Origin of the sequence: Gayadomonas joobiniege G7, from assembly GCF_000300815.1 — a bacterium.
In the GTDB taxonomy this organism is placed as follows: Bacteria; Pseudomonadota; Gammaproteobacteria; order Enterobacterales; family Alteromonadaceae; genus Catenovulum; species Catenovulum joobiniege.
This window is the reverse complement of record NZ_AMRX01000003.1, coordinates 292,137-315,414: the sequence shown is the minus strand read 5'-3', so window position 1 is coordinate 315,414 and position 23,278 is coordinate 292,137. Positions and strand designations below refer to the sequence as shown.

The following is a 23,278-nucleotide window of genomic DNA, read 5'->3' as shown; positions in this document are numbered from 1 at the left end:
TCCATCATCGGGCGAGGATTTATAATTTATTATCATCCAGGCAGCCTAGCTAATCCAATGTCTGTGTGCGTTCCATTTGTACCACTACACGGCGGTTTTTTGAACGCCCAATTAAATTTTGATTGCTCGCCACATGACGTTTTTCGCCATGTCCTTGGGCACTAATACGGCTGGCATCTAATCCATTTTGCAAAAAGAAATCTTTAACCATTTTTGCCCGTTCTTTTGACAGTTGTTCGTTATGCCAGCGGCCCCCATAACTGTCGCTATAACCTTGAATAAGCACCAATTCTAATTCGTTATCTTGTTTTAGGTATTCGGCTATCATATGTAAGCGTTTTTTTGACGCCGCGGTTAATTTGGCGGTATTACTTTGATAGGTTAATACACTCATCGCGATATCATCAAAGGTATAATTTAACAGTTGGTCACGGCAATTTAGAAATTCTTGATAAGCACCATGAAAATTTGCTGAGTTTAACCCGACAGCCACCTGATCACTGTTATTTAACCAATCATCATAATAAAAAGTGGGCATCATGCCTTTTTCGAGCTCTGTAATTAATAGCCAAGCCGCTTTGTCGGTTAGTTCACCATCAAAGTGGGATAATAACTGCATTTGACTCATTTTACGTGATACTTGGCCAGCTCTATGCGGTGGCGGAACAGAAAGTACTTCGGCAGCTGAATAATTTTGCGGACGGTTGAGCATATCCAGCGTAAACGTCATATTAATTTTTTTATTCGCCGTTGAACTAAACCGCGCTTCACCATAACCAGGGATCGGGTGAGCCAAATTACAACTCAATCGTTTATTTTGAGCCACCTGCCACGTCGAATTTGCTAATTCAGCGTGATATTGCCGTAATTGGCCATGAGCTTTTGTTAATAAACTCACTAGAATTACTAGCGATAAAATTGTGCCTGAATATTTCATAATTCCGCCAATAAAATGACTGATTCAACCTATCTAACTTATTGTATATCTCCAAAGCAAGATACATGCCTAAATAAGCAACTAAGCTAAGGCCTCAGTTGCTTATGTTTGCTGAAGCTTAACCTGGTTTCTGGCATAATATGGCCTTTATTGAATAAATGGCAAATATAGATGCAAACAGCCAAATTTAAAAACCGCTTTCGAGGCTATTATCCAGTTGTTATAGACGTAGAAACTGCTGGGTTTGATGCGCAAAAAAATGCCTTGCTTGAAATTGCCGCCACCATGACAGAAATGGATGAAGAAGGTCAGCTTTTTTGCGGCGAAACCATTCAGTTTAATATTGAGCCATTTGAAGGTTCAGTGTTAGAACCTGCCGCACTAGAGTTTAATGGCATAGATCCCCAACACCCCCTTCGAGCAGCTGTGAGTGAACAGGAAGCTTTAAAAGAAGTCTTCAAACTGATACGGAAACGTCAAAAACATTACGACTGTCAGCGCGCCATTATGGTTGCCCACAATTCAGCATTCGATATGGCTTTTGTCAATGCAGCGATTGCCAGGACAGGTATCAAACGCTCACCTCTGCATCCATTTGTCTCTTTTGATACAACGAGTTTAGCTGGACTTACACTAGGACAAACAGTGTTAGTAAAAGCCTGTCTCGCAGCCGGCATTGAATTTGATCAAAAAGAGGCGCATTCAGCACTATACGATACCCAAAAAACGGCCGAGTTATTTTGTTATATGGTGAATAAATGGAAAGCTTTAGGCGGATGGCAGGAGCCGCAAGAGGCCGCTCCTGAATAACAAAAAGTACCGCACAGCGGTACTTTTTTGTTTTATAATTTGTCAGCGTTCTCAGACAGGTAAGAAGCAACACCAGATGGGCTAGCGTCCATACCTTTATCACCTTCTTGCCAGCCAGCAGGGCATACTTCACCATGCTCTTGGTGGAAGCTTAATGCGTCAACCATACGTAACATTTCATCAACGTTACGGCCTAATGGTAAGTCGTTAACCACTTGGTGACGAACATTACCTTCTTCATCAATCAGGAAAGAACCACGGAAAGCAACACCAGCTTCTGGGTGCTCAACGTCGTAGGCCTGGCAAATTTCGTGTTTGGTGTCAGCAACCAAAGTGTACTGAACAGGGCCAATACCACCTTCGTTTACTGGCGTATTACGCCATGCGTTATGTGAGAACTGAGAATCGATAGAAACACCGATAACTTCTACACCACGCTTTTTGAATTCTTCAAAACGCTTGTCAAATGCAATCAGCTCTGAAGGACAAACAAAAGTAAAATCTAACGGATAAAAGAAAATAACCGCTTTTTTACCTTTAATCTCTTCACTTAAAGTAAACGCATCAACAATTTCACCGTTACCTAATACAGCAGCGGCAGTAAAATCCGGAGCAGGGCGACCGACTAATACAGACATAATATTCTCCATTTATCTTTATACGAATAAAATAAGAAACAGCGTCTCTTATAACTGCCTTTGAATATATAGACGCGATACAAAATTACAAGTCTGAATGAGATATTTAATTTTTAAGCTTATATGACAGAAAGATCGACAATATGGTTGCTAATACGAATATTTCTCATTTATAATGTGTTTACTTTATTTATCGAGGCAATTTTATGTACGTTTGTTTATGCAATGGCATTACTGACAAAGATATCAAAAAAGCAGCTGTAAACGGCTGTCAGGATCTTAAAGCCCTACGTCAGCAGATGGATATTGCCAATGAATGTGGTAAATGTCGACGCCAAGCTTGCGAAATTTTGCAAGAAAGCCAACTCAAAAATAAAGATTTATTAATTGCTTCGTTTGCTTAACGGCTCAAAGCTGGCCGCCGGCTAGCCCTTAAATATAACCCTTCAGGCCCCAGCCGACCGTCTTAAAGTTAAATCTCTGCCGCCACAACAGATATCTCAACTAACAAAGCTTCACGCGCCATACTGGCCTGTACACAAGCTCTGGCGGGTGCGTAACCTTCAGGTACCCAAGCATCCCAGACTTGATTCATTTGTGCAAAATCCTGCATGTCTTTAAGGTAAATAGTGGCAGACAAAATGTGTTTGCGATCACTACCCGCTTTAATTAATAGCTCATCAACCTTTGCTAACATGGTTTCTGTTTGTTCTTTAATGCCCTGCTCGGCGTCTTTACACACTTGCCCGCATAAATAAATAGTGCCATTGTGTTTCACAATACGGCTCATTCTTTGTTTTGTTTCAATTCTTTCTATCACACTTAATCTACCTATATTGATTTTTTATTTAAACTGGGTCGACCGTTTATCAGCCATCGCTTGGGTGATGGTCAGCGCACTATCATACTTACTCTGTAGATCGGTATTCAAGAGTGCAAATGACATAGTCAGCAATCAACCAGCTGTTCTTGTGACACTGCCGTGCCCGTTTTATTGATAATTCGTCAAGGAACTCACGTTAATAACGCTAAAATCTGGCGCCAATCGGCTAAAATCACATCGGTTTTAGTAGTGGGATTTTTCAATAGTTTAATGCTGACATTAAAGAGGTAAATTTTTCGGAAGATAATACTTGATTGCGACCATCCTTACGTTAAGGATGGTGCCCGGGGCCGGACTTGAACCGGCACGCTGTTACCAGCGAGGGATTTTAAATCCCTTGTGTCTACCAATTCCACCACCCGGGCGACACAGGTACTACATTTTGGAGCGGCTAACGAGACTCGAACTCGTGACCCCAACCTTGGCAAGGTTGTGCTCTACCAACTGAGCTACAGCCGCAAGCAGAATACATCAAAAAGAAAAAAAATTTGGAGCGGCTAACGAGACTCGAACTCGTGACCCCAACCTTGGCAAGGTTGTGCTCTACCAACTGAGCTACAGCCGCAAAATGGTGCCCGGGGCCGGACTTGAACCGGCACGCTGTTACCAGCGAGGGATTTTAAATCCCTTGTGTCTACCAATTCCACCACCCGGGCAGACACGTGTTTTCGATGGAGGCGGGTCCCGGAGTCGAACCGAGGTAGACGGATTTGCAATCCGCTGCATGGCCACTCTGCCAACCCGCCGTACGCACAATCAAATTTGGAGCGGCTAACGAGACTCGAACTCGTGACCCCAACCTTGGCAAGGTTGTGCTCTACCAACTGAGCTACAGCCGCTTAGACCGGATTATGAAATTTTCTTTTCATAACTCCCGAAAACGAGGCGCATTTTACAAAGTATTGGAGATGAGTCAACTATTAATTTAAAAAAAATCGCCAAGCGGTCAAATAAACAGCTATTTAAGGAAAATAGCTTGTTTTTCATTCGCTATTCGTTAGTCCACTTGTGTCAAACTTGGCCATGCTGCTTTTAAATAAACCAACATCGACCAAAAAGTTAAAATAACAGCGCCATACAAGGCCATCATACCGACCCAAAAAATGATGCCACTAGGTTGGGCTAACAATAAAAAAATCGCTAACATTTGGCCGGCTGTTTTTAGCTTACCTAACATGGAGACTTTAACAGCAGCCCGCTGCCCTAACTCCGCCATCCACTCGCGTAATGCAGAAATTAATATTTCTCGACTGATCATTACAATCGCTGGTAAAGTTATCCAAAAAGCACGATATTCTTCAACTATCAAACACAGAGCTGCAGCGACCATAAGTTTGTCGGCAACTGGATCTAAAAAGGCACCAAAGGGCGTTGATTGCTGCCATCTGCGCGCCAAATAACCGTCTAGCCAGTCAGTGATCCCTGCCACCGCAAATAAAACTGCCGCCATATAGTGCGCCCATGCGACGGGCAAATAAAAACAAATTATAAAAAACGGGATTAAAATAATCCTAAAAACAGTCAGTATGTTTGGTAAATTCCACATCTTCTTCTTCATCCGGCACAGTTATTTGTTATTGTCTCACTAAAGCGTGTCATTTGTCATGTAAGTGTTGGTAGACAATTTCGGCTAATTTTTGATTAATTCCTGGCACCCGCATTAACTCATCTATCGAAGCTGTTTTAACTTCTTGCATGCCCCCCAAATGTTTTAATAGTGCTTGTCGTTTTTTTGGTCCAATGCCTGCAATCCCTTCTAAAGAAGATTGATTTTTTGCTTTTTGCCGCCGCGCTCTGTGGCCTGTAATCGCAAATCTGTGTGATTCATCTCGAATATGCTGGATCAAGTGCAGTGCGGGAGAATGCGAAGGTAAGTTAATGGTCTGATGGCTGCCTGCCATGATGAGTGTTTCTAAACCGGGTTTACGACTTGTGCCTTTAGCAATCCCAACAAGTAATGGCATTTTCTGTGTCCAATCAGCAAAATATGCTTCTGCTTGAGCCAACTGGCCTTTACCGCCATCAATAAAAATAATGTCTGGGATTTTTTCTTCTGGTTGTGGTTTTTTATAACGCCGCGCTAAGACTTGCGCCATAGCGGCATAATCATCTCCTGGCGTAATACCACTGATATTATATTTTCGATAGTCAGTTTTTAACGGGCCATGACGGTTAAAAACCACACAAGAAGCAACCGTTTGTTGACCCATTGTATGACTAATATCAAAACACTCCATGCGCTGAACTGGCGTCTCTAACTCAAGGGCCTCATCGAGTGCTTGAAAACGTTTCTGCACCGAAATTGATTCACTCAACTTGGTATTTACAGCATTTTCAGCATTGGTTTTTGCCAATTGCAAATACCTATGTTTTTCGCCTCGTTTAGGGACCACAAAATCGCATTTGCTTCCCTGTTGCGCTTGTATAGTTGCTAACATCACCTCACGATCAGGTAAATCAAAAGGAAGCACTATTTGTTTGACCGCAGAAATTTCTTTTTCTGGGTTAAGATAATATTGGCTCACAAAAGCAGCTAAAATTTCTTGATCATCAGAGTTTGCCGGTAGTTTTGGAAAATAACTCTTACTACCTAATATTTTGCCATCACGGACCACCAACAGGTGAATGCATGCCATGCCATGATGACAGGCAAAACCCAGTACATCAAGCGAGTCAATACTCCCACTGACAGCTTGCTGCTCTCTGACTTTACGCAGCGCAGCCAGTTGGTCGCGATACCTTGCAGCTTGTTCAAACGCTAATGACTCACTGGCTTTATCCATTTTTTCCACTAACTGTGCGATGACTTCCTGGTTACGCCCCTGTAAAAACAATTTTACCAATTGTACTTGCTGGTTGTATTCTTCATCAGAAACATATCCGTTTACACATGGCGCTAAACAACGTTTCAGTTGATACTGCAAACAGGGCCGACTGCGCGCTTGATAGTAACTATCTTCACATTGGCGCACCGGAAAAACTTTTTGCATAATACGCAAGCTCTCACGAACAGCACCACCCGACGGATAAGGACCAAAATATTGACCTTTGTTTTTTCGCGGCCCGCGGTGAAATGCAAGTCTTGGGTGGGTATGGTGAGAGACTAAGATATAGGGATAACTTTTATCATCCCGTAACAATACATTATATTTAGGCATGTATTGTTTAATAAGATTATTTTCTAATATCAGTGCTTCGCTTTCGTTATGCGTCACTGTCACTTCGATACGGCGAATCTGCCTCACTAATGCGATCGTTTTTTGGCTGGTATGCTGCCCTCTAAAATAAGAGGTAACGCGTTTTTTTAAGTCTTTTGCTTTACCAACATAAATAACCTCATCAGCCCGGTTATACATTCGATAAACGCCGGGTTGACTGGTTAAATTTTTTAAAAACTGTGTCGAATCAAAACCTTTATCAGACAAAAACAAACCTCATCAACTAATTCAGTTTGTTATTGTATCAAGTTTATAAATCATTCATATCCAGCATGCGATATTTTATTGCCAAATGAGTTAATTCGACATCTCCACTAATTTGTAACTTTTCAAACATCCGATAGCGGTAGCTATTGACTGTTTTTGAGCTTAAGCTAAGTTGCTCAGAAATGTCCTGTACCCGTTTTCCGCGGGTGATCATATTCATGATCTGAAGCTCTCGGTCTGATAAAACTTGATATGGGTTTTGCTGGCTTTCATCAATTTCGGCAAGCGCCATTTGCTGGGCGATTTTTGTTGATAAATATCTTTGCCCTGAATGTACCTTACGGATGGCTTTAATGACCTCTTCGGGTAGCGCATCTTTACTTAAAAAACCACTCGCTCCCAATTGCATCACTTTTGCTGGCATTGGGTTTTCGGTATGAACACTAACGACTATCACACGCGTATCTGGGCAATAACGCAAGATTTTTTTTGTCGCTTCCATCCCCCCAATGCCTGGCATGTGAATATCCATCAAGACAATATCTGGATTATGCTTTCGGCAAAACTGTACAGCCTCTTCACCAGAGCCAACCGTCGCTAGCACTGAAAACCCACGCTCATCGTTAAGAATCCGACCCATGCCAGATGAAACCATTATATGGTCGTCGACCAAAAGTATCTTGATCAAGTCAGCCTCCTGACAAATATTGATTTTTGTTGGTAAAACGCAGCTAGGCTACTTGGTAAATATAACTGAGACTGGCAACAAAGCAACCCACAAGCCTATAAAAGGTATTTACGATATGAATTTTAATGATTTTTTTAATTTTTAACAGACGTGAGAATAAAAAGGCCGGGGGATCCTCCGGCCTCAAGTTAGTGTATCACCATAGTATGATAAACGTTAGATAATTAAGATACCCGCCGACGTGACACAGCTAATAAGGTCAACGCAAGCGCAAAAATGGTCAGTGGCAGTGGTTCAGACACAAATCTCGCTTGCTCTAATGAACCTTTCAACCAATTGGTCATAAATACCTCGTCTTGCGGATCAAAACGGTCACGCCCCCAACGATAAGATAGATAGTTAAAAGAACCATCATTATCGTAACTACGCAGTGCACCTATATGTACCTGAGGTGTTTCGCCGTTGACTGCGTATAACAGTGTATCTGGCGTCGGTAAAAAACCTAACATATGAAAAGCATATGCAAAAGCCCGCTGCATCGTATAAGTGTCTGGAAGATAAGCAGTGACAAAACTGTCACCTAACGAAGTCCACTCGCCGCTGAAGTCAGCATGAAAACCAACCGAAGTATCAGTAATGTTAAAATAATTGTCCACCCAATCTCGCCACGGGTCTGTATTTGCACCACCCGTTAAAATAATATCCACACCATTGTTTAACCACGAAGTTATATCGGGCAAGGTCCATCCTGATGGCATACCATCTTGGCCCCACACTACAATATCACCGCTATTTAACGTGGTCGGAAAAGTGGTCGCTGTGACCTGGGTGTAAGTTTCCCCTAACGCATTTAATGATTTAATGAGTTGAGTATCGGCTTCGCCACCGGTGCGGTAGCCGCCTACATACAGAGCGGCATTGGCAGACGAGCTTAAAACAACGGCTAACGTAAACACGGCTGTTAATACTTTTTTCATATCCATCTCCAAAAAAGTTAAATGAAGTGCAGTTTAAAAATTGCGTTTGATCTGAAGCAAAACTTAAACCACATTTTCAACCAATTGTTTTTTAAACTGATTTCAAAAATTCCAATGAGCCAGTGTAAAATATACCGACAGTTAACCTTAACCCAGCAAGTTAAACCCACCGAGCTCAATACCCCATGGCAATGCCCTCACGCCTTGGATCGGCAGCACCTTGCCAGCCTTCAGGGGTGCGCCAAATAGCGTGTAGACCACTATTTAAATCCCGTATCTGAACCTTGTGACCTAACTGTTTAAAATAATTTAGCTGATCAGCTAAATCCGTATTGGCTTCAAGTGCAGTCGTACCGTTTAGATTGGTGATTTTGGGTAAATCAATCGCAGATTGAATATCTAATTGCCAGTCAATAACCCCGATCAGAGTTTGGGTCACATAGTTAATGATACGGCTACCGCCTGGCGAGCCCAGAATGCCAGTTAATTGCTGTTTTTTATTAAACACCATCGTTGGTGCCATTGAACTACGCGGCCTTTTATTGGCTGCCACTCGATTGGCTACTGGCTGACCATTAGTTACTGGGTTAAAAGAAAAATCAGTGAGTTGGTTATTTAATAAAAATCCACCTGTCATCACAGCAGAGCCAAAAGCCATTTCAATACTTGTTGTCATGGAAACTGCATTACCCCATTGATCAACAATACTAATATGACTGGTACTAGGTCGGCTAAGTGTTGTTGAATGTGCAGCCACCGCTAAACCTGGTTCAGCTTCTCCCATGTCCTGCTTCAGCTGTATTAACTTTGTCCTTTGTTGAATATATTCATCTGCTAATAACTCAAATAAGGGCACATTAACAAAATCACTATCGGCCAAAAATGCATTTCGATCAGCGAACGCTAAACGTGATGCTTGACTGAATACATGTAAGGCCCTTTTGTCGTTGGCAGGAAATTGATGCAAATTATGTGTTTGCAAAAGCTTTAATGTATTTAAGACGGTAAAACCGCCAGAACTCGGTGGCCCAAAACCACAAATGCGATTATTTTTATACTCACCACATAAAGGGGTACGCCACTTAGCTTGATATTTTGCCAAATCTTCGCTTGTTAAAAGTCCGGGTGCTTGTGCACTGTTTTGTACTGCCTGACTTATTTTTTTGGCTAATTGACCATGATAAAAGCCTTGGCTGCCATGCTCTGCAATTAAGTTTAACGAGTTTGCATATGCTGAATTTTTTATTTTTTGTCCTGCCTGTAAGGGTTGTCCTTGTGGATAAAAATAATTTTTAGCCGGTGCTAGTAACCGGATCCCTGGGTTTATCTCCATACCCACAAGCTTGGCCAAACGCGGTGACACTATAAACCCCTGTTCGCTGAGTTGGATCGCATGATCAAACAGCTTATTCCAAGCCAGTTGGCCAAATTTTTTATGGCCAGCTTCAAGCGCGGCAATCACCCCAGGCACGCCGACTGAGCGCCCACCAACGACGGCATCATGCCACCTTAACGGTTTCCCCTGTTCAAAAAACAACTCAGCGGTTGCTTTTGAAGGTGCGGTTTCGCGACCATCTAAAGCATGAAGTTTTTGTTTATCTGCTTGCCAATATAAAATAAATGTACCGCCACCAATGCCAGACGATTGAGGCTCTACCAAACCCAATACAGCCTGTACGGCTATCGCTGCATCAAACGCTGTGCCACCAGCTTTTAAAACCTGATAACCGGCTTCAACAGCATAGGGGTTGGCCGCCACCACCATCGCATTTTTTGCTACCACCTTAGCTTTTTTCTGATAGCCTGTGCTGGCTTCTGGATCCCGTGCAGCACGCTCTTGGCTGACTTGAGCTGCCTCAACTGAATTAAAAATACAGCCGACTAGCAGCATAAAACATTGCAACTTTTTCAGCATCTGATTATCCTCCTAATTTTTACCGACTAAGCTAGCATTTTATGTCCTTGATCCGCCAGATATTTAAAAACCTTCCTTATTTATCATTGCCTATTGTGCTGATGTACGTATCTACTTTTGCGGTTTTATTGTTTATTCCAGACACAGCTAAAACCTGGTTACGGCTAGATATTCAAGCTATGTTAGACGAACAAATTTGGCGGGCTATCACTGGGCATTTTTTACACACTAATTTTCAGCATATGCTTTTAAATGCGGGTGCACTAATCGCGCTGTGGGCCTTGCATGGTCAATTTTATCACACCAGAACCTTTTTCAGCTTTACTATGCTCGCCTGCTGTTTTATCTCAGCTTGTTTATATTTATTCGATAATACCCAGATCTATGTTGGCTTTTCAGGCGTTTTACATGCGCTTGTTATTTGGGGGGCAATTTTAGATATTAGACACCAAGAAAAAACCGGTTATTTATTATTGATGGGGGCAGCGGCTAAAGTAATTTGGGAGCAAATGTTTGGCCCGAGCCCTGATACGGAACAATTAATTCAGGCCGAGGTTGCTGTGAATGCCCATCTAGCCGGTGCTGTGTTTGGTTTTTTATATGCCGGATTAGAGGCTAAAAAATCCTCCACTGAAAACCTAAAAAATAAACCTTAATACACAGACGCAAATTAGGTTTATTTTTTTTGCACAGACACAGTTTTTCGATTAATGCCATACTCGCGCAGTTTGTTCGCAATGGCTGTATGGCTTAAGCCAAGCTGTTCGGCTAATGCTCGCGAGCTTGGATATGCAGGAAATAACTGCCGTAAAATCTTCTCTTCAAATTCTTTAAGACTTTCATCCAGTGAGCCCGTCTGCAGAACATCTTCGACAGAGATCTTATTTTCAATCTCCTCATCTAAATGCAGATGCTGTTTATCAATGACGGATTCATCAAGTAACTTTAGCGCTTGCGTGAGCACTTGATCGAGTTGGTATTCGTTTAAAGGCCAGCCATAGTGAGAAATTTTTTTTAGTGCAGCTGACGTCAGTTGCATTGGGGAACGTTGGTTTTGCTCGCACAACCGAGTGAGCCTTTGTTTGGCTAAATCGGCTAAATCTTCTTTGCGTTCTGCTAACGCGGGCAACACCAACTGATTAGTGCCCAATAACTGAGCTAAATCTGCATCTAATAAGGCTGATTTTAACAACTGAGTGAATTGGCTTTGACAGGCACTAATAATCACTCGCTCATTTTTTTTTGTTAAGGCTTGATAGAGTGATTTTTGCAATGGCAAAGATAAACGTTCCGGCCTTATCAGACACAAAAGATCTGCTTCGCCTAATGTCTTCAGTTGCCCTTTTAAAGTATCGAGATCGGCAACTTTGCTACAATCAATCATCACTGGTGACTGGTTTAATCGATAAGCTAATTGCTCAGCGTATTCGTTTACTGCACTGCCTGGGCTGCCTTGCAACCATAAACTTGTGGGAGTTTGTTGTAATCGATTAAGATCGCGCACAAACTTTCGCATCGCCGCTGACTTTTGCGGGATTTCAGCAAGCAAAGCTTGTTGAGAGACTTGGATTGGCTGTGCGCTGTGTTCTGAATCAGGCAATCGGCTTAACCGCATAAACACTTCGCTAAACTGCTGCTTTTGATCGCTTTGTAATATCCATATTGGCCTTAGTTCTGCTTGAAGATAGATACCCGCCAGCTGTATTTTTGCAATCAGAGGTGCTTGCGGTGACTGCTCTAACCAACGAGTTAAATTAAACCCTTTGCAATGGTTTGCAAAAATACTTTCGCTTTTTTTCAATTCGTTAAAATGATTGTCAAAAGCTAAACTACAGCTTAGCAGCGCCCCTTTTGCATCTAAAATTAAAATAAGCTCTGAGGTCATTTGCAAAAAATGTTGCCAACGTAACTGCTCGCGCTCCGCAGGGGTACTGGTGACAGTTTTAACATCTTTTACGCCATTTAATAAACGGATTTCTGGCATAAGGTGCTGGAACTCTGCAAATTCAATGCGCGCAAGATTTAAAAATATGTGCTGAGGTTCAACACTAAAACTCTGCACATCAATTTGATGTCGAACCAAAATTTCCAGTAAATCTTGAATTAACCCCAACCGGTTATCACAGCTAATCTGTAATCTCATAATTAGAACAAATTTTTTTGCGTTTTAATGCCTAACCTTACGGATCAGTGTATCCTAAAACCCGCTTAACACCAGCTTAGCGTTACAAGATGAGTATTTAATTAATGAGTTCTTTTACATCACAAGAGGGCTTTGCCCTGTTAAACAAGCTAAAAAAGTCGCTCTCCCAACTGCCCGAAAAGGACTTAATATCGGCACTGCAATACCACCCTAGTTTTGTTTGTCAGTCGGAAGTCCTGCAAGACTACTTTGACGAATGTGGCAAAATGATTGAGCAAGTTGCTCAGCACTCAGATAATGAAAAATTAAATGACCGTTTAATTGCTCAGTTTAAGTTATTGGCTTCGTACACCCACCAGCAAGGTTTGCAGCAACAAAAAGACAAAATCAATTATGGTAGTCGGCTTGGCCGCATGCACAAAAAATTGGCCGAATACCGTCAGTATTTAGCTAGATTTGATGACCAAATTCGCCTACATCCGGAATTGTCACCGCAGCATTCTATTTTTCAAAGGCGCGAAAAATGCCAACAAGCGATTGAAAACCTTGAGCAGCAGATCAGTCAAATAGAAATAAAAGGCCGTAATCGTTAACTCAGTACATTAAACGCTCAACACAAATAAGGATGAACCTTTTGTCCTTTTCTAAATCAAGATATACTGCCAAATGACTTTGATAAACTAACTAAAGGGCCAGAATGAAGTTTTCAATAAAAATATGCCTGCTTTTGATCAGTATGCTGACCATCACAGCCTGTGCTTACCGCATTGATGTTCGGCAGGGCAATTATATAGAAAAACGAGATGTTGCAAAACTAAGACAAAATATGACACCAGAACAGGTGACTTATATTTTAGGAACACCATTATTAAAAGACAGCTTCAATCAAAATACTTGGTATTATTTGTATGTTGTAGACTACGGAGACGACCGTGAAACGGCTCGCTTAGAAGTTAAGCTGGTTTTTGAAGATAACCAGCTTAAAAAGTTCGCTGGCTCAGTAGAAGAGCCAGAAGATTTTTATTTATCGATTGATGAATAAAATAAACAAGCTGGCTTAATCGGCCAGCTTGTCGGTTGCAACATGATAGTCTGGATCCTCTAAAATATTGACTTCACATACATCATCCGCACGTTTTAATAATTTACGACATTCGGCGCTTAAGTGACGTAAATGAACCTTTTTACCTAGCGCTTCATACTTATCGGTTAGTGAGTCGAGTGCCTCGATACCTGAGTGATCACTCACTCTTGAACGTTGAAACTCTATCACCACATGCTCGGGATCTTGCTCCGGGGTAAATAGTTCTTTAAAGCTCGCAACCGATGCAAAAAATACAGGGCCTTGTATTTCATATACTTTATGGCCATCTTGATTAATATAAGTTTTCGCATGTATGTGTTTTGCATGTTTCCAAGCAAAAACAAGTGCTGAAACTATCACCCCAACCACTACGGCCAACGCTAAGTCGTACGCAACCGTGACCCCAGAAACCAATACAATGATAAATGCATCTGTGACGGGGATTTTTCGGATCAGCCTAAACGAGCTCCACTCGAATGTGCCTAAAACCACCATAAACATAATGCCAACTAACGCAGCTAATGGGATCATTTCGATTAACTCAGCCGCAAATAAAATAAAGCCTAATAAAACGACGGCTGCTGTGATACCAGATAAACGACCACGACCGCCAGAGTTAATATTAATCATGCTTTGTCCTATCATGGCACAGCCCCCCATACCACCAAAAAAGCCGTTGGTTGTATTTGCAATACCTTGGCCAATACACTCGCGATTACCACGGCCACGCGTACCTGTAATTTCATCAATTAACGTCAACGTTAATAAAGACTCAATTAAACCAATCGCGGCTATCACTAATGCAGTTGGAAAAATAATAATTAGAGTTTCTAGCGTGAAAGGAACCATAGGAATTGAAAAGCTTGGTAACTCACCTTTTAGCGAGGCAGTTGCTGCTTGCTCGGCAGGTAACATCTCGCGAACAAAATCAATCACGTTACGAGTATCCAAATCCATCCCAATGACAAGTCCGGTCACCACAACAATAGCCACTAAACCAGACGGCACTGCGGTGGTTAATTTGGGTAAAAAGTGAGTAATTGCCATGGTTAATGCCACCAGACCTAACATAAGGTATAAACTTTCACCTTGGAGCCATTGCCATTGACCAAAAGCATCCGGTGTTTTGAACTGCCCCAACTGGGCCAAAAATATAACTATCGCAAGGCCGTTCACAAAGCCGAGCATCACTGGATGCGGCACCATACGTATAAATTTACCCAGCTTACAAATACCTGCGAGTATCTGTAAAAGCCCCGCTAGCGCGACGGCTGCAAATAGGTATTCAACGCCATAGACGGCCACTAAACCAACCATGACCACAGCGGTAGCCCCAGTTGCACCAGATATCATGCCTGGGCGACCACCAAAAATAGAGGTTAACAACCCCATCATAAAAGCGGCATATAAACCAACCATAGGTTCAACACCGGCCACAAACGCAAATGCTACTGCCTCTGGAACCAGGGCTAGAGCCACTGTGATCCCAGAGAGCACATCATTTTTTGCATTCCCCTTAACCGAATTAATTAAGTTAAACATTGTTTTCTCTCTGTATCTCTCTATACATTAGTTTATTAAATTATTTTGCTCGGCCGCCGGTAATTTTATTGGCACGGCCTTCTTCTTTGGCTTTTTCGGCACGCCGCCGGCGGATCTCTTTTGGATCAGCAATCAAAGGACGGTAAATTTCTATCCTGTCTTTGTGTTTTACCGTATCTGTTAACTTACAAGTTCGACTCCAGATACCCACTTTATTTTTTTTTAAGTCAATCTCTGGATACTGCTCTAAGATACCTGACTGCTCTATACAGGTTTTAATATCTGTGCCCGCCGCCACATGAATTTCCAACAAACTTTGCCGTGTCGGCAAGGCGTAGGCCACTTCAACTGTGATTAATTGCTCGTTCATGAATATACTTGTGCCGCTCGTTTGGTAAAGGCTCTAACCATCTGATTGGCCATATGGTTAAAAACAGAACCAAATGCCATTTCAATTAATTTGCTCGAAAATTCAAACTCCAAATCTAACGAAACCTGACAGCTTTCTTCATCGAGTTCGATAAATTTCCACACCCCAGTTAACTGTTTAAATGGCCCATCGACTAGCTCAATTTTAACGGCACTGTTAGGCTGCATAAAATTGTGTGTCGTAAACCACTTGCCAATACCGGCTTTGCCGATTTGCAATGAAGCTTTAATATTTTGTTCGCTTTCACTCAAAACTCTGGCATCCATACAATCAGGCACAAAATCAGGATACGATTTTATATCATTAACTAAATCATACATCTGTTTAGCACTATGCATAACCAGAGATTGACGATGGATTTTTGGCATCCGTTATCCCCCTGAAAATTAGAGTGCGCATACTAGCACATTTTGCCTAGACTATCTCTCACAGGGCATGCAATTTAGCCTATGATGCGTATAATAGCTTAATTAAATATGCAAAGATTACAGTGATATGGCAAAAGGTAAAAAGAAAGCACCCAATAGCAATACAATTGCACAAAACAAAAAAGCCAGACACGAATACTTTTTAGAAGACAAAATTGAAGCCGGTCTTGAGCTCCAAGGCTGGGAAGTAAAAAGCATTCGTCAGGGCAAAGTAAACATTTCTGATACTTACGTGATTATTCAAAACGGTGAAGCCTACTTAATGGGTAGTCGAATCACTCCGTTGAACACAGCGTCAACTCATGTGGTTGCTGATCCTCAACGTAACCGTAAGCTGTTATTAAATCAGCGAGAGATCGACCGCTTAATCGGTGCCCGAGACAGACAAGGTTTTTCAATCGTTGCTTCAGCTATGTATTGGAAAAAATGCTGGGTTAAACTCGCGATTCACTTAGCTAAAGGTAAAAAAGCACATGATAAACGTGACGATATCAAAGATAAAGATTGGGAACGTCAAAAAGAGCGAGTCATGAAACATAACGCGCGGTAACTTATGCTGAACTGGGACCTATTATTAAATGGACAAAGGCGAAAAGACAGACTCAGTCGGCCGAGCCAAACCGCATCGGCAAACGGCCGCATTGAATTAGAGCGCGATTACGACCGCATTTTATTTGCCACTCCAACGCGACGTATGGGCGATAAAACGCAAGTTTTTCCGCTTGAGCGAAATGACAGTGTGCGTAATCGGCTCACTCATTCACATGAAGTTTCAAGTTTAGCACGTAGTTTAGGTATTCGCATTGCGTTTGATTACCCAGATAAAATATTTATTGGGCAACCACAACAACAACTAGAACGCTGTGTGCCTGCATTATTAGCGGCAATTGGCTTAGCACACGATTTAGGTAACCCTCCGTTTGGCCATCAAGGTGAGCAAGCGATTCAACGCTGGTTTAAACAAAATCAACAACAAGTATTTGGCTCGGTCGATCACCCAGATGCCACTGACTTTATTCATTTTGATGGCAATGCGCAAACTCTGCGTTTAGTCACTCGCTTACAAATTTTAAATGATAGTTTTGGTTTAAATTTAACCTATGCGACTTTAGCCGCTTTAATAAAATATCCGGTCAGCCACCAAAATGCCGCTCAATTGGGCTGGAAAAAAGGTGGTTATTTTGTCTCAGAGCAAAACATTGTGGATGACATCTGGCAACAAACCGGCTTAGCAGAAGGCATTCGCCATCCCTTTACCTTTTTAATGGAGGCCTGCGACGATATTGCCTATACCGTTTTAGATGCCGAAGATATCATTAAAAAAGACATAGCTTCATTTTCGGATCTGGTTGATCATTTGACCCATTTAAACCCCGACGATCCTATTACACAGCAAGTGCTTACCCAGGCCAAAAGTAAAAACAAGGAGTTTAAAGGTGCTGACCTTAGCCCTAAAGAGCTTAATGATGTATCTATGCAAATGTTTAGGGTTTATGCAATTAGCGCCATGATAGGCGCGGCGCTGAATAGTTTTGTAGATAATATTCAACGCATTTTATCTGCGCAAATAGAGCCAAATAAAAATTTGCTTAACATGTCTGACGCAAACGACTTTTGCACAGCCCTGCGCTCATTTGATCGCATTCATGGTTATCAGCATAAATCGGTATTAGAGTTAGAATTGAGAGGTAATAACTATATCTCTAGTCTTATGGATATGCTTTGGCTTGCCATTGATGAAGATGGTTTATTTAGCCAATATGCCTTTCGCCGGATCTCTGAAAATTACCGCCGCATTTATCTAAACTCAGAAATGAGCGAAACTTACAAAAAAGCTCAGTTGTTAGCCGATGCAATTTCAGGGATGACAGATTCTTATTTAATCCACCTGCACGACGAATTAAATAATTTGTATGGTTAAGGTTGCCACCCGAGCTGACATTTTAAAAAAACGCCTGTATCGCTTGTTAGATGCCCACCACAACCCAGGGCGAAAACAAGTGATGGAAATAATTAATCCACTGGCAAACATAGCACCCGTATATCTATTTGGTGGTGCCATCCGTGATATTGCATTAGAAGGTTTATATCGCTTTTATAGCGATTTAGATTTTGTCGTTGATTGCCCGCCAGAGCAGCTAGCCGACTATATAAAACGCTTACCAACGACTTTACCTGTTCAACAAAACAAGTTTGGCGGCTATCGCATACACTGCGACAAATGGTGGTTAGATATTTGGGCGCTGGAGAACACTTGGGCATTTAAACAGGGGTGCGTTAAATTTGATAGCCCTAGCTCATTGTTAAAAACCACGATTTTAAATTGGGATGCCATTTTATACAATGTGAAAAACAAACAACTCATTATGCCAGCCCATTATTTAGCTGAACTACAATCTGGTTTACTGGATTTACAGCTGGCTGAAAATCCCAACCCAACCGGCGCTCTGATACGTATCTTACGCTGCTTAAGCCAAAAGCCGGTTCACTACATTTCGCCTAAGTTGTGCCACTACTTGCAAAGTCAACTAACGATCACGCCATTTGAATATCTAAAAAGCTATGAACAAAAACACCAAGGTACGGCCTATTTAAGTCAAATCCCTAATGTTATCATGAACCACTTAACAACGCTGACCATCACTGACACAGTTGTAGTTAATCCGTTGCAACGTCCTAATTTGGAGCTTTTATAATGATAAAAACCCGCTACCTGTTGGCTGCTTTAGCACTTTTATTTACTGTTTTAACTGTGCTATCGTTTTATTTTTATTGGCAGGAAAATGGTGCTCTGCTCAGTAAACAAAGCCAACACGCCAGTGCAGCAGGTACCGCCTTTGGAAAAGGAAAAAATTATTCAGCTTGTTTAAATCAGGTGATAGAAAAAAGCACCGAATGCAGAGACACCAATTGCACAATAGAACTAAAACATTTTTTAGTTGCTTGCACCGAACAAGCTGAATATGATGCTGCCGCATGCGAAAAAGCACCTGCTTCTCAAGACTATTTAGGCAAAGTAAGTTGGTCTGTATCTAAATGCCGAAAAGCTAAAGTAAAAAATGGGAACTGCACCAACGTCATTAATGAAATGCCATTATTATGTGAAAAAGCCCAGTTTGTTCCGCCAGTAGACTAAATATCAGTGAAAATTAAAGCTGAGACGGCCCTGTTACAAGCTTTTAATATAAAACCAACAAGCATCAAAATAGCAATCTTTTAGCACTAGGATTGATTGACGGTATTGATATCCCCCAAATATCAGTATGTATGTGCCCCCAACTTTGGGATAAGCCCCATCAATAGTTCGATCCCCTCTATTCATAGGCTAAGCTCACTTTTGAATACAACTGAGTAGTAACCTTTTGCTGAGGACTTTTGGCAAGATGTTCCGTAAAACTCCATCCAACACCTTTTCCTTGATATGCACAGTGGTCAAAAAATTCTTTTGCTTATCTTTATGAAAAATCACAAATAAATCCAAATATCGCAAAAAATGAAAACACTTTGTTAAAAAAATTATTGACTCCCCCTTTTAAAAATGGTCTTATACTCAACAAATGAGCAAAAGACCATAAATATCTATATGACTATATATGGAGCCTTAGCTCACATTGTTTAAAAATCCAACAAGAGGGTTAGTTATGTCACATTTAATAAAAAGCGGTAATCGCACTTTAGCAACAAAAATGAGCTTGATAGCTGCGGCTGTTTTGGCTGCGTCAGTTCCATCTGTCGCGCTTGCAGAAAAGCTCAGTGAACATAAATCAGCTTATGTGCCCGCAGATCAAACCAACTCATTTTTAGACGGTCGAGTAGAAGTAAACTTTTTAGCATTGCAAAACTACCAATATATTCAGGCGAAAGCTGGCGCTTTTAGACCGGAAGACGAAGAGCAGTCAGGTGGTTTTGGACGCTTACGTGTTAATTTGCAATTAAAATTTCATATCACAGACAATATCACCGCTGATGTTGACATAGCTGAAGAACCAAATGACTTTGGTAATAATGGGGATCGCGACTTTTCATTTCACCAAGATTTTGCCGGCATCGAATTCGACTTATTAGGCTTAACCGATAACAAACGTAAAGATGCCGATTTAACGTTAAGACTCGGTAATATAGGCGCTTCACCGTTCCAATTTAAAGGCTTTCAGGACGGTGCTGACAACCAAGGCAACGCGTTAATTGGTAATGGTATTACCGATTATGCAACCGCTGAAAATGGCATTCAATTAAGCTATAACAAACGATACGATCGAGGCATGTTGCGCGCCTATAATGTAACAGGGCACATGACAACATCAAGTTTTGGTGAAGCGTTTCAAGAAGATCGCGGTTACAACTATCGCTTACAAGGGACCTTAGAGTTTGCTGGTGGTTTTAAAGCCGGTTTAAATATGTTGCAAGCGAACCAAGGCGACCAACTGCGCTTTAATAATGGAGTGGCAAGCTTAGCCGGCGTCACTACCACTAATTATCGTTTTGGTGATGGTGAAAATTATAACTTTTCAGCTTCGGCTTCAAGCGAGCGAGATACCCACGTAGGTGCCCTGCCCGGCCTTGAGCAAACAACAGTGCAACTTAACTTAGCCTATCAACCGTCAGCCGAAACCAGCTTAATTTTTATGTTAGGTCAATCAAGCGACGATTACACCTTTGCTGATACCAATGGCAACGCAGTAGCTGGCATTACTTATTTTGGCAGCAATGGTGTAGCTGACCCAGACGGCACAACGTTTGATTCAAACCAAGTCATTAAAGGAGACAGCTCGGTCGATTATTGGGTGGTTGAAGCACAACAATATTTAACACCTAAAAAGTTCTACCTAGCAGCACGATACGCCGAAGCAGAAAATACCTCAGATTTGATTGCCCAAAACGATAACACTGTCACTCGCTTGCAAGTGGGTGCAGGTTATTGGTTTAACGACCGCACTTTATGGAAAGTGGAATATGTAAACCAAGATGAAGGCATTAACTCTGGTGGTCAAATCGGCCAAGGGTTTGATGGTTTTACTTCAGAACTCTCGGTTAAGTTTTAAAACCATTTATTTTAGCTAGATTGTTTGTCTTAGGTAAACCTCTCTTGCGGCTGTGTGAGGTTTATTGATTATGATGCGATAGGGGAATACCTAATGTTAAAAAAAATATCCATGCTGCTGCTCGGAGCTCTAACCGTCAGCACCTCAGTTAGCGCAGAAACCATTACCATTGCCACCGTGAATAATGGTGACATGATCACAATGAAAGCCTTAAGTAGCGATTTTGAAGCTAAACACCCAGATATAGATTTAAAATGGGTTACGTTAGAAGAAAACATCCTGCGTCAGCGAGTCACTACTGATGTTGCCACCAGCGGTGGACAATACGACGTAATGACCATAGGGACTTACGAGGTGCCTATTTGGGGCAAACAAGGCTGGTTAAAAGAATTAGACAAACTCGGGCCTAACTATGATGTTGACGATTTATTACCTGCCATTCGCAGTGGATTGTCTGTCGATAATAAACTCTACGCTGCCCCTTTTTACGGCGAAAGTTCAATGGTGATGTACCGCACTGATTTAATGAAAAAAGCGGGCCTTGAGATGCCCAAAGCGCCCAGCTGGCAATTTATTGAAAAAGCAGCCAAAGCAATGACAGACAAACAAGCGGGTGTATACGGTATCTGTCTGCGCGGTAAAGCGGGTTGGGGCGAAAACATTGCACTAATCACCTCTATGTCTAACTCTTTTGGCGCTCGTTGGTTTGATGAAAACTGGCAACCAGAGTTCGACAGTAAAGAGTGGCAACAAACGCTGCAATATTATGTAGATATTATGCAGTCCTATGGACCGCCAGGGGCTTCTGCTAATGGTTTTAACGAAAACTTAGCCCTCTTCCAAACAGGCAAATGTGGCATTTGGATTGACGCCACAGTTGCTGGCGCTTTTGTCACCAACCAGCAAGATTCAGAAGTCGCTGACAAGGTTGGTTTTGCACTGGCCCCTGATATGGGTTTGGGCAAACGAGGCAACTGGTTATGGGCTTGGACACTGGCCATTCCAGCAAGCAGCAAAAAATCAGATGCAGCAATGAAGTTTATCAGCTGGGCAACCTCAAAAGACTATACAAAGTTAGTTGCTGAAAAGAAAGGCTGGGCTAAAGTACCACCAGGTACTCGTGCGTCGCTCTATAAAAACCCTAACTACATGCAAGCTGCACCATTTGCTCAAATTACCTTAGATTCGATTCAGTCAGCTGACCCGAAAAACCCAAGCGTTAAACCGGTTCCTTATGTCGGTGTGCAATTTGTTGCCATCCCAGAGTTCCAAGGCATAGGCACTGCCGTTGGCCAACAATTTTCTGCCGCTCTAACCGGCAAGATGTCAGTTAAACAAGCACTGACTATCTCGCAACGACTCGTCGAGCGCGCAATGCGCAAGGCACGTTACCCCAAGTAAAAAACAAGGTAAGTGGTCCCCACTTACCTTACTCCACCACAATTTTTTAAGAGGTCTTGGTTATGGCGACGACTCAATCTCGTACGTTAGCTAGAGTCATGCTGCTTCCTTCGGTAACTTTGTTATTGGCTTGGATGATAGTTCCACTATGCATGACTTTGTATTTTTCATTTTTAGACTATAACTTGCTGATCCCAGGTGATAACGAATTTGTTGGTTTATTAAATTACGAGTTCTTTTTAACTGATCCAGCGTTTGTAGAATCCTTTTTTAACACGCTACTTTTGGTTGGTGGTGTACTTTTGATCACCTTGACCTGTGGTATTGCTTTGGCCATTTTATTAGACCAAGCAATTTGGGGGCGCAATTATGTTCGCATCATGGTGCTGGCTCCTTTTTTTGTCATGCCAACCGTTTCAGCACTGGTTTGGAAAAATATGTTTATGAACCCAGTCAATGGGCTATTTGCACATTTGGCGAATTGGTTCGGTGTAGCACCAATCGATTTTTTTGCTGAAATGCCATTATTGTCGATTGTTTTAATTGTTTCTTGGCAATGGTTGCCCTTTGCAGCCCTTATTTTATTAACCGCCATTCAGTCGCTTGACCGAGAGCAATTAGAAGCCGCCGAACTTGATGGGGCTGGTCCTTTTAGTAAGTTTTATTATCTGGTTCTACCCCATTTAAGCCGAGCTATCACTGCGGTCATACTGATTGAAACCATCTTTTTATTATCGATATTTGCTGAAATTTTAGTCACCACCAGTGGTGGGCCTGGGTATGCTTCAACCAATATCACCTATTTAATTTATACCCAGTCTTTATTGCAATTTGACGTGGGTGGTGGATCGGCAGGAGGCATAGTGGCCGTTATTATTGCCAATATAGTTGCCATTTTCCTAATGCGTTTAATTGGTAAAAACTTGGAGAGCTAA

Annotated in this window: 24 protein-coding genes and 6 tRNA genes; 12 read left to right on the top strand and 18 right to left on the bottom strand. The window is 41.9% G+C overall.

The annotated features are described in order from the left end of the window. Nucleotides 1-49: 49 nt before the first annotated feature. Nucleotides 50-937, bottom strand: coding sequence for a flagellar protein MotY (locus C727_RS0105510; protein WP_017444626.1), 888 nt, complete (start codon nt 935-937; stop codon nt 50-52). A 171-nt stretch (nt 938-1,108) separates the two neighbouring features. Here C727_RS0105510 and rnt point away from each other — a divergent pair, with 171 nt between their 5' ends. Continuing rightward, the gene (gene rnt / locus C727_RS0105505) at nt 1,109-1,747 is read left to right on the top strand and encodes a ribonuclease T (protein ID WP_017444625.1); all 639 of its coding nucleotides are present in this window, start codon (nt 1,109-1,111) and stop codon (nt 1,745-1,747) included. A gap of 32 nt (nt 1,748-1,779) precedes the next feature. On the opposite strand, the gene C727_RS0105500 is transcribed toward rnt, so the two are convergent. Beyond that, nucleotides 1,780-2,385, bottom strand: a complete 606-nt coding sequence (locus tag C727_RS0105500) for a peroxiredoxin (protein WP_017444624.1) — start codon at nt 2,383-2,385, stop codon at nt 1,780-1,782. Between the two features lie 206 nt (nt 2,386-2,591). Between C727_RS0105500 and C727_RS0105495 the strand changes: the two genes are divergently transcribed. Beyond that, a complete protein-coding gene (locus C727_RS0105495) occupies nt 2,592-2,789 on the top strand; it encodes a bacterioferritin-associated ferredoxin (RefSeq protein ID WP_017444623.1) in 198 nt (65 codons plus the stop codon). A 68-nt stretch (nt 2,790-2,857) separates the two neighbouring features. Here the strand turns inward: C727_RS0105495 and C727_RS0105490 are convergent, their stop codons facing one another. The 12 genes from C727_RS0105490 to ggt all read right to left on the bottom strand — a co-directional run bounded on the left by C727_RS0105490 (nt 2,858) and on the right by ggt (nt 10,273). Continuing rightward, nucleotides 2,858-3,205, bottom strand: coding sequence for a RidA family protein (locus C727_RS0105490; protein WP_017444622.1), 348 nt, complete (start codon nt 3,203-3,205; stop codon nt 2,858-2,860). A 341-nt stretch (nt 3,206-3,546) separates the two neighbouring features. Next, a tRNA-Leu gene (locus C727_RS0105485) sits at nt 3,547-3,633 on the bottom strand. Between the two features lie 18 nt (nt 3,634-3,651). Continuing rightward, nucleotides 3,652-3,727, bottom strand: a tRNA-Gly gene (locus tag C727_RS0105480). Between the two features lie 30 nt (nt 3,728-3,757). Beyond that, nucleotides 3,758-3,833, bottom strand: a tRNA-Gly gene (locus C727_RS0105475). 4 nt (nt 3,834-3,837) lie between these two features. Then, nucleotides 3,838-3,924: transfer RNA gene (locus C727_RS0105470), tRNA-Leu, on the bottom strand. Nucleotides 3,925-3,940: 16 nt separating this feature from the next. After that, a tRNA-Cys gene (locus tag C727_RS0105465) sits at nt 3,941-4,014 on the bottom strand. A 17-nt stretch (nt 4,015-4,031) separates the two neighbouring features. After that, nucleotides 4,032-4,107: transfer RNA gene (locus tag C727_RS0105460), tRNA-Gly, on the bottom strand. Nucleotides 4,108-4,265: 158 nt separating this feature from the next. Then, nucleotides 4,266-4,814 carry a CDP-diacylglycerol--glycerol-3-phosphate 3-phosphatidyltransferase gene (gene pgsA / locus C727_RS0105455; RefSeq protein ID WP_017444621.1) on the bottom strand — a complete coding sequence of 183 codons (549 nt, stop codon included), beginning with the start codon at nt 4,812-4,814 and terminating at the stop codon, nt 4,266-4,268. A gap of 49 nt (nt 4,815-4,863) precedes the next feature. Then, on the bottom strand, nt 4,864-6,693 hold the full coding sequence (gene uvrC / locus C727_RS0105450) for an excinuclease ABC subunit UvrC (protein WP_017444620.1): 1,830 nt from the start codon (nt 6,691-6,693) through the stop codon (nt 4,864-4,866). Between the two features lie 43 nt (nt 6,694-6,736). Further along, the gene (gene uvrY / locus C727_RS0105445) at nt 6,737-7,381 is read right to left on the bottom strand and encodes a UvrY/SirA/GacA family response regulator transcription factor (protein WP_017444619.1); all 645 of its coding nucleotides are present in this window, start codon (nt 7,379-7,381) and stop codon (nt 6,737-6,739) included. 224 nt (nt 7,382-7,605) lie between these two features. Beyond that, nucleotides 7,606-8,358, bottom strand: a complete 753-nt coding sequence (locus C727_RS0105440) for a hypothetical protein (protein WP_017444618.1) — start codon at nt 8,356-8,358, stop codon at nt 7,606-7,608. Between the two features lie 175 nt (nt 8,359-8,533). After that, nucleotides 8,534-10,273, bottom strand: a complete 1,740-nt coding sequence (gene ggt / locus C727_RS0105435) for a gamma-glutamyltransferase (protein WP_017444617.1) — start codon at nt 10,271-10,273, stop codon at nt 8,534-8,536. 41 nt (nt 10,274-10,314) lie between these two features. Between ggt and rrtA the strand changes: the two genes are divergently transcribed. Next, entirely contained in the window at nt 10,315-10,929 is a 615-nt protein-coding gene (gene rrtA, locus C727_RS0105430) for a rhombosortase (protein ID WP_017444616.1), read from the top strand. A 20-nt stretch (nt 10,930-10,949) separates the two neighbouring features. Here the strand turns inward: rrtA and C727_RS0105425 are convergent, their stop codons facing one another. Further along, nucleotides 10,950-12,416 carry a TyrR/PhhR family helix-turn-helix DNA-binding protein gene (locus C727_RS0105425; protein WP_017444615.1) on the bottom strand — a complete coding sequence of 489 codons (1,467 nt, stop codon included), beginning with the start codon at nt 12,414-12,416 and terminating at the stop codon, nt 10,950-10,952. A 104-nt stretch (nt 12,417-12,520) separates the two neighbouring features. Between C727_RS0105425 and priC the strand changes: the two genes are divergently transcribed. Both priC and C727_RS0105415 read left to right on the top strand, forming a co-directional pair. Next, on the top strand, nt 12,521-13,009 hold the full coding sequence (gene priC, locus C727_RS0105420) for a primosomal replication protein PriC (RefSeq protein WP_017444614.1): 489 nt from the start codon (nt 12,521-12,523) through the stop codon (nt 13,007-13,009). A gap of 104 nt (nt 13,010-13,113) precedes the next feature. Continuing rightward, nucleotides 13,114-13,458 (top strand): outer membrane protein assembly factor BamE, encoded by a 345-nt coding sequence (locus C727_RS0105415; RefSeq protein WP_017444613.1) that lies wholly within the window; start codon nt 13,114-13,116, stop codon nt 13,456-13,458. A 15-nt stretch (nt 13,459-13,473) separates the two neighbouring features. On the opposite strand, the gene C727_RS0105410 is transcribed toward C727_RS0105415, so the two are convergent. Genes C727_RS0105410 through C727_RS0105400 form a run of 3 tightly spaced genes read right to left on the bottom strand, consistent with a single transcriptional unit; the run spans nt 13,474 to nt 15,840 of the window. After that, entirely contained in the window at nt 13,474-15,042 is a 1,569-nt protein-coding gene (locus C727_RS0105410; RefSeq protein WP_017444612.1) for a SulP family inorganic anion transporter, read from the bottom strand. A gap of 40 nt (nt 15,043-15,082) precedes the next feature. Further along, entirely contained in the window at nt 15,083-15,412 is a 330-nt protein-coding gene (locus C727_RS0105405) for an RnfH family protein (protein ID WP_017444611.1), read from the bottom strand. Continuing rightward, nucleotides 15,409-15,840 carry a type II toxin-antitoxin system RatA family toxin gene (locus C727_RS0105400; protein WP_017444610.1) on the bottom strand — a complete coding sequence of 144 codons (432 nt, stop codon included), beginning with the start codon at nt 15,838-15,840 and terminating at the stop codon, nt 15,409-15,411. The genes C727_RS0105405 and C727_RS0105400 overlap by 4 nt, the downstream gene beginning before the upstream one ends. Nucleotides 15,841-15,967: 127 nt before the next feature. Between C727_RS0105400 and smpB the strand changes: the two genes are divergently transcribed. From smpB to C727_RS0105365, 7 genes are all read left to right on the top strand, one after another. Continuing rightward, nucleotides 15,968-16,450, top strand: a complete 483-nt coding sequence (gene smpB, locus C727_RS0105395; protein WP_017444609.1) for an SsrA-binding protein SmpB — start codon at nt 15,968-15,970, stop codon at nt 16,448-16,450. Nucleotides 16,451-16,453: 3 nt separating this feature from the next. Beyond that, nucleotides 16,454-17,821: a deoxyguanosinetriphosphate triphosphohydrolase family protein gene (locus C727_RS0105390; RefSeq protein ID WP_017444608.1), complete on the top strand. Its 1,368-nt coding sequence runs from the start codon at nt 16,454-16,456 to the stop codon at nt 17,819-17,821. Next, a complete protein-coding gene (locus C727_RS18060; RefSeq protein WP_017444607.1) occupies nt 17,814-18,596 on the top strand; it encodes a nucleotidyltransferase family protein in 783 nt (260 codons plus the stop codon). The genes C727_RS0105390 and C727_RS18060 overlap by 8 nt, the downstream gene beginning before the upstream one ends. Then, nucleotides 18,596-19,036, top strand: a complete 441-nt coding sequence (locus C727_RS0105380) for a hypothetical protein (protein WP_017444606.1) — start codon at nt 18,596-18,598, stop codon at nt 19,034-19,036. Before C727_RS18060 ends, C727_RS0105380 begins: the two co-directional genes overlap by 1 nt. A 505-nt stretch (nt 19,037-19,541) precedes the next feature. Beyond that, entirely contained in the window at nt 19,542-20,942 is a 1,401-nt protein-coding gene (locus tag C727_RS0105375) for a hypothetical protein (protein WP_017444605.1), read from the top strand. Nucleotides 20,943-21,035: 93 nt separating this feature from the next. Then, nucleotides 21,036-22,343, top strand: coding sequence for an ABC transporter substrate-binding protein (locus C727_RS0105370; RefSeq protein ID WP_017444604.1), 1,308 nt, complete (start codon nt 21,036-21,038; stop codon nt 22,341-22,343). A 62-nt stretch (nt 22,344-22,405) separates the two neighbouring features. Then, on the top strand, nt 22,406-23,278 hold the full coding sequence (locus C727_RS0105365; protein WP_026052576.1) for a carbohydrate ABC transporter permease: 873 nt from the start codon (nt 22,406-22,408) through the stop codon (nt 23,276-23,278).

Excerpts from the sequence above, each read along its gene's own strand:
- C727_RS18060 (WP_017444607.1), top strand. The coding sequence starts at position 17,814 with ATGGTTAAGGTTGCCACCCGAGCTGACATTTTAAAAAAACGCCTGTAT.
- rnt (WP_017444625.1), top strand. The coding sequence starts at position 1,109 with ATGCAAACAGCCAAATTTAAAAACCGCTTTCGAGGCTATTATCCAGTT.
- rrtA (WP_017444616.1), top strand. The coding sequence starts at position 10,315 with ATGTCCTTGATCCGCCAGATATTTAAAAACCTTCCTTATTTATCATTG.
- C727_RS0105375 (WP_017444605.1), top strand. The coding sequence starts at position 19,542 with ATGTCACATTTAATAAAAAGCGGTAATCGCACTTTAGCAACAAAAATG.
- C727_RS0105495 (WP_017444623.1), top strand. The coding sequence starts at position 2,592 with ATGTACGTTTGTTTATGCAATGGCATTACTGACAAAGATATCAAAAAA.
- C727_RS0105500 (WP_017444624.1), bottom strand. The coding sequence starts at position 2,385 with ATGTCTGTATTAGTCGGTCGCCCTGCTCCGGATTTTACTGCCGCTGCT.
- C727_RS0105365 (WP_026052576.1), top strand. The coding sequence starts at position 22,406 with ATGGCGACGACTCAATCTCGTACGTTAGCTAGAGTCATGCTGCTTCCT.
- C727_RS0105510 (WP_017444626.1), bottom strand. The coding sequence starts at position 937 with ATGAAATATTCAGGCACAATTTTATCGCTAGTAATTCTAGTGAGTTTA.
- C727_RS0105410 (WP_017444612.1), bottom strand. The coding sequence starts at position 15,042 with ATGTTTAACTTAATTAATTCGGTTAAGGGGAATGCAAAAAATGATGTG.
- C727_RS0105380 (WP_017444606.1), top strand. The coding sequence starts at position 18,596 with ATGATAAAAACCCGCTACCTGTTGGCTGCTTTAGCACTTTTATTTACT.
- C727_RS0105370 (WP_017444604.1), top strand. The coding sequence starts at position 21,036 with ATGTTAAAAAAAATATCCATGCTGCTGCTCGGAGCTCTAACCGTCAGC.
- C727_RS0105415 (WP_017444613.1), top strand. The coding sequence starts at position 13,114 with ATGAAGTTTTCAATAAAAATATGCCTGCTTTTGATCAGTATGCTGACC.
- C727_RS0105390 (WP_017444608.1), top strand. The coding sequence starts at position 16,454 with ATGCTGAACTGGGACCTATTATTAAATGGACAAAGGCGAAAAGACAGA.
- priC (WP_017444614.1), top strand. The coding sequence starts at position 12,521 with ATGAGTTCTTTTACATCACAAGAGGGCTTTGCCCTGTTAAACAAGCTA.
- pgsA (WP_017444621.1), bottom strand. The coding sequence starts at position 4,814 with ATGTGGAATTTACCAAACATACTGACTGTTTTTAGGATTATTTTAATC.
- C727_RS0105405 (WP_017444611.1), bottom strand. The coding sequence starts at position 15,412 with ATGAACGAGCAATTAATCACAGTTGAAGTGGCCTACGCCTTGCCGACA.
- C727_RS0105425 (WP_017444615.1), bottom strand. The coding sequence starts at position 12,416 with ATGAGATTACAGATTAGCTGTGATAACCGGTTGGGGTTAATTCAAGAT.
- smpB (WP_017444609.1), top strand. The coding sequence starts at position 15,968 with ATGGCAAAAGGTAAAAAGAAAGCACCCAATAGCAATACAATTGCACAA.
- C727_RS0105400 (WP_017444610.1), bottom strand. The coding sequence starts at position 15,840 with ATGCCAAAAATCCATCGTCAATCTCTGGTTATGCATAGTGCTAAACAG.
- C727_RS0105440 (WP_017444618.1), bottom strand. The coding sequence starts at position 8,358 with ATGAAAAAAGTATTAACAGCCGTGTTTACGTTAGCCGTTGTTTTAAGC.
- ggt (WP_017444617.1), bottom strand. The coding sequence starts at position 10,273 with ATGCTGAAAAAGTTGCAATGTTTTATGCTGCTAGTCGGCTGTATTTTT.